The 3,763-nt window shown below is 60.0% G+C and carries 5 protein-coding genes and 1 pseudogene; 2 read left to right on the top strand and 4 right to left on the bottom strand.

Annotated features, from left to right (window positions below; genetic code table 11):
• Positions 1-220, bottom strand: a 220-nt coding sequence (locus tag GOACH_RS22175; protein WP_157227935.1) for a hypothetical protein, incomplete at its 3' end; no start/stop codon positions are given.
• A 230-nt stretch (positions 221-450) separates the two neighbouring features.
• A complete protein-coding gene (locus GOACH_RS22180; RefSeq protein ID WP_083444510.1) occupies positions 451-1,404 on the bottom strand; it encodes a TnsA-like heteromeric transposase endonuclease subunit in 954 nt (317 codons plus the stop codon).
• Between the two features lie 379 nt (positions 1,405-1,783).
• Here GOACH_RS22180 and GOACH_RS22185 point away from each other — a divergent pair, with 379 nt between their 5' ends.
• The gene (locus tag GOACH_RS22185; RefSeq protein ID WP_005180290.1) at positions 1,784-2,128 is read left to right on the top strand and encodes a hypothetical protein; all 345 of its coding nucleotides are present in this window, start codon (positions 1,784-1,786) and stop codon (positions 2,126-2,128) included.
• A gap of 109 nt (positions 2,129-2,237) precedes the next feature.
• Here GOACH_RS22185 and GOACH_RS24450 read toward each other — a convergent pair whose 3' ends face one another.
• Together GOACH_RS24450 and GOACH_RS24685 are read right to left on the bottom strand one after the other, a co-directional pair.
• Complete coding sequence (locus tag GOACH_RS24450; protein WP_040519576.1) at positions 2,238-2,717, bottom strand: hypothetical protein; 480 nt, start codon at positions 2,715-2,717, stop codon at positions 2,238-2,240.
• A 177-nt stretch (positions 2,718-2,894) separates the two neighbouring features.
• Positions 2,895-3,359 (bottom strand): annotated as a pseudogene (locus GOACH_RS24685) (TniQ family protein); the annotation flags it as partial.
• Positions 3,360-3,483: 124 nt separating this feature from the next.
• Here GOACH_RS24685 and GOACH_RS23580 point away from each other — a divergent pair.
• Entirely contained in the window at positions 3,484-3,702 is a 219-nt protein-coding gene (locus GOACH_RS23580; RefSeq protein ID WP_233425431.1) for a helix-turn-helix domain-containing protein, read from the top strand.
• Positions 3,703-3,763 lie beyond the last annotated feature (61 nt).

A 3,763-nucleotide genomic window follows, 5' to 3' on the forward strand; every position in this document is an offset into this window, starting at 1 on the left:
GAGCCGCTATCTCGGGCGCGTATTGGGAACGGGGTTCGCCCTTCAACGCGCGATCTGAGGTGCCGCTGCGGTATCCCGTGGTGATCTCTAGGACGTGTTCTTCCCATTCATAGGCGTCGCGCTGCGCCTGTTCGGGCGCTAGATCGATGTCTGAGGCGGCAGATGTCTTTCCCTCAGGCGGAAGGGCGTCAAGGACGACGAAGTTGGGGTTCGCGGACATGGAGCCAGTCCAGATCGTGCAGAATCCCGGGGTGTCTTCGTAGGACAGCACAGCTACTTCGGCACTGATCGACTCAACGTGAGCCGGCCGACCGTGATACACGACTTTGGTGCCGGGAACTACGCTCACGGCACTCCTGGATAGGTCCATGGTTCTTCGTTTCTTGTGGAAGGCGATGTCTATCGCCTGCCCTGGTGGTGGCTGTTGTGTGCTCGTGGAATAGGCGACGATCAGCGAACGGAGTCGCTGATGCGGTGGTGGAACAATGCTCTCGCCTCGTCGGTCAGGTAGTCCGGGAGTGGCACCCCTTCCGAGAGTTCTGTGGTGCCGCGCAGAACGAATCGGTGCAGGTCGGCGCGGAGTTGTTGACGCCAGATCAGGTGGCGCACAGCGGGGGTGACTGGCCATTGTGGAAACTGTTCTTGAAGTTTCTCGACCAGCTCGTCGACGGTCAATGTGCCTGCTCGAACCGCCTCAAGGGCGGCAGTTGTGACATCGGAGTTGGTGAGTTCCGGGTCGCGAAACCCGTCGAGGTAACCCATGTTGAGTGACACCATCTCATCGGGTTCGGTCACGTGGACCTCGGTGTTCCAGCCCAGTGCTTGGATCCGTGGCATCGCCCACTGCAGGCACGAAGCTACTTTGGGATCGTTGAGTCCTGGAGCTGTTTTGACTTCCACTATGGTGACCTCTCCCGACCGCGAAACCGTGGCGTAGTCGGGTGTGTAGCGGCGGAGGCGGCGCTCGGCCCGTTCGACGAGCCGAAACGGCTGCGAATGGATCTCGATGATCTCCGGATCGGCATCTGCGAGCTGGAGTCGTCGTAGCTCTCGCAATGACTCGTATTGCACGTGAGCGCCCATCGTGAAGCAGTAGTGTTTACCCGAGTAGTACCACTGCCCCGAGAAATGACGAACAAGCCGTATGGGAAGTGTGTTCTTGAGCGCTTCGCGGCTTTGGACGCCGTCACAGGGGACAGTCGTCACGGTGTCATCAAGACCTCGTATCCTTATTACAGGACCCCCGGCGCTTGCTTTGATGTCTTCCTGTAAGCCATGTTTTTCCGGCACGGCACTATCCTCTCGGAGGGTCTGTGCATGGGACTTCGACATGATCTGACCGCACAACTGCGTGCTTGCACACATTGTTTCGACATCAATCACCGTCCTGGAAACAGGCATCATGCTCGGCCGACCTGGCGGACGAACTCGCTGAGTAATTGCTTCCAAGGGCGAGGTGTGCTCATCGCTCAAGCGATTCGGCAGGAAAGAGTGATCAGAGATCCGCGATCAGAGTATGAGCCAGTTCATTGGCATCACTTCGATTCAGAGTTAACGAGAGTGTCTGCTCGGCGGTCCTGATGCCGTTTCACCTCTGAGAGCCAATGGTAGCGCGAACTGGCGGACCAATCCATAGCCGTGAGCCCCTTTTATCAGACCACGAAAACTCTGCGCGTATCGTCGTCCCCATACATCGAAGCCACAACTAACTCTGGCGGACTGACTACACCGCGTGCGATCGAGTACGTGATAGTTCGGGTTGCCAGTTTGGGAGAGGGACCCTATGTCCATCTATGCGCTCGGCACGGCTCACACCGTAGAGCAACTACTCGAAAGCGGCCGCGACTATCCCTCCGAGTCGGTGTGCCTCAACCCGTTCTGCACCAAGCCTGTCTCGTACGCCGTCCACCACGCGGGTCGGCGGCAGCTGTTCTGCAGTCCGAGGTGCCGTCTTCAGTACCGCGACTATCGCAATCATCTCACCGCCGAGCGAACACAACTCGTCAGTCATATCAACTCGTGTGAGGTACCCCGTCGCACGAAAGTGATTCTCGGGCGCCAACTTAACCAGCTGGACTGGTCACTCGTGCTCTTCCCTCCCACCGACTGGGTTAAGCAGTTCGACTAGCCCCACCGATCCTGCCTTGGTGGAGGACACTGTTGCCACACTTGGTGCACATGACCCTCGTGCAGGAGGCGCCTCCGGCTGCGACAGCTCCGAGCAGACAGCGGATCAATCAGTTGCTCCTGCGGATCAGACGCTTGCTCGAGTCTGGCACGAATTCGGCGGTGCGCAGCCGGTTCCAAATCAGTTCAACTTGAACACTTCGACGCGCCCACGCATTCATCTCCAGGTGCAGATTTGTACAGTGTAGATGCTCTGCTGGTAGCGGAAGCAGCTCGTGCAAGCGCCGGGCAGCCTCATCGATGCCCGCACAGTCGAGCACTCCGAGAGCCAGCGCTATCGTTGGTGCGAGAACAAAGCTCGATACAAAGTTGCGCGTGCTGTTGCGCGCCATGTCACCGGTCTCCCGCAGTTCCAAGATCGCCGCGCCACTTCCCCTTACAAGACAGTCGATCTGCGTGATATCACCAGCCAGAATGATCTGGCGCGCCAGGTACGCCACATCATGCAGCAGTGGACTCGGCGCCCAGGTTGAAGGCGACGGATCACGTTCGGTGCGCAGAAGCGTGTCGATGCGTGCCTGTGCGCACAAGATGGGCGAATCGGCATCGAGAGCAGTCGCCTGAACTCCGCCGAGGACGAACTGGCAAACACCGCCGTAGCGACCATTCGCGCCATCACACGAACCTCCGCGAAGCCGCAGTTGCGTGATGCGACGACGTCGTGGGTGCGATCCGCACTGGGGGCATGTATCCACGAGCAAGCAGTGGTGGCGGCGACACGCGAAAGCCCACCGAGACCGCCAGCCCAACTGCCATCGGCCACCATCTTCGGTTAGGCACTGCGGGCAGAACCGTGAGCTCCTTGTCACGAGCCAGAAGCCCGCACGCGGACGTGGATAAACCTGGTAGTCCGTAGCAACCGGCGTCACGGTGTACCCATCAGTCTCTGGGAACATTGCCGACACAGTCATCGACTCGATCTGCGCCGAGCGCATTCCGCCGGCGAGCGCTAACCGCTCGATCTCGGATCGCGATACGCCGGTAACGAGGTCGCGCCTGCCTGCCCCCGGCATAGACATGTGTCGATAGAACTCGCCCAGCGTGAGCCGATGCCGCCGACAGCACGCTTCTACCCACGAATCGAGCGCTTCTCCGTCGATTGCCGGAACACGCAGCGCCAATGTACGCAAAGCAGTTCGAGCTGGCGAGTCGGACTTGGTTTGCGAGAGCATGTCTTAGTATCGCGTGCGATACAATGGGCGTGGGGCGAACCGCGCCCCTCCCCGACCGGTCACAATGAACGACGTGCCGGTCCCTGAAGCGTCCCTGACGCCAGCTCAAAGGCGGGTCCGGAAGATGCGGCGAGATGCAGTTGGAGACGCGATTCGCCGAGCACGAGTCGGGGCCGGACTAACTCAGCAGCAACTCGCCGACGCCAGCGGCGTCAGCCGACCAGCCATCGCCCGCATCGAAACCGGTGAAGCCTCGACTCAAGTAGACCGGCTGTGGGATCTGGCCGAAGCACTGGGCACGACGCCGAGCGCGATACTCGCGGATGCAGAGTCAAATCTCTAGTCGTCGGGACTGACGCCACTAATTGTACTGACCGGGGACGTTAGTCGACGCTTGCGGCGCT

The sequence above is a fragment of the Gordonia aichiensis NBRC 108223 genome, assembly GCF_000332975.1.
GTDB lineage: Bacteria > Actinomycetota > Actinomycetes > Mycobacteriales > Mycobacteriaceae > Gordonia > Gordonia aichiensis.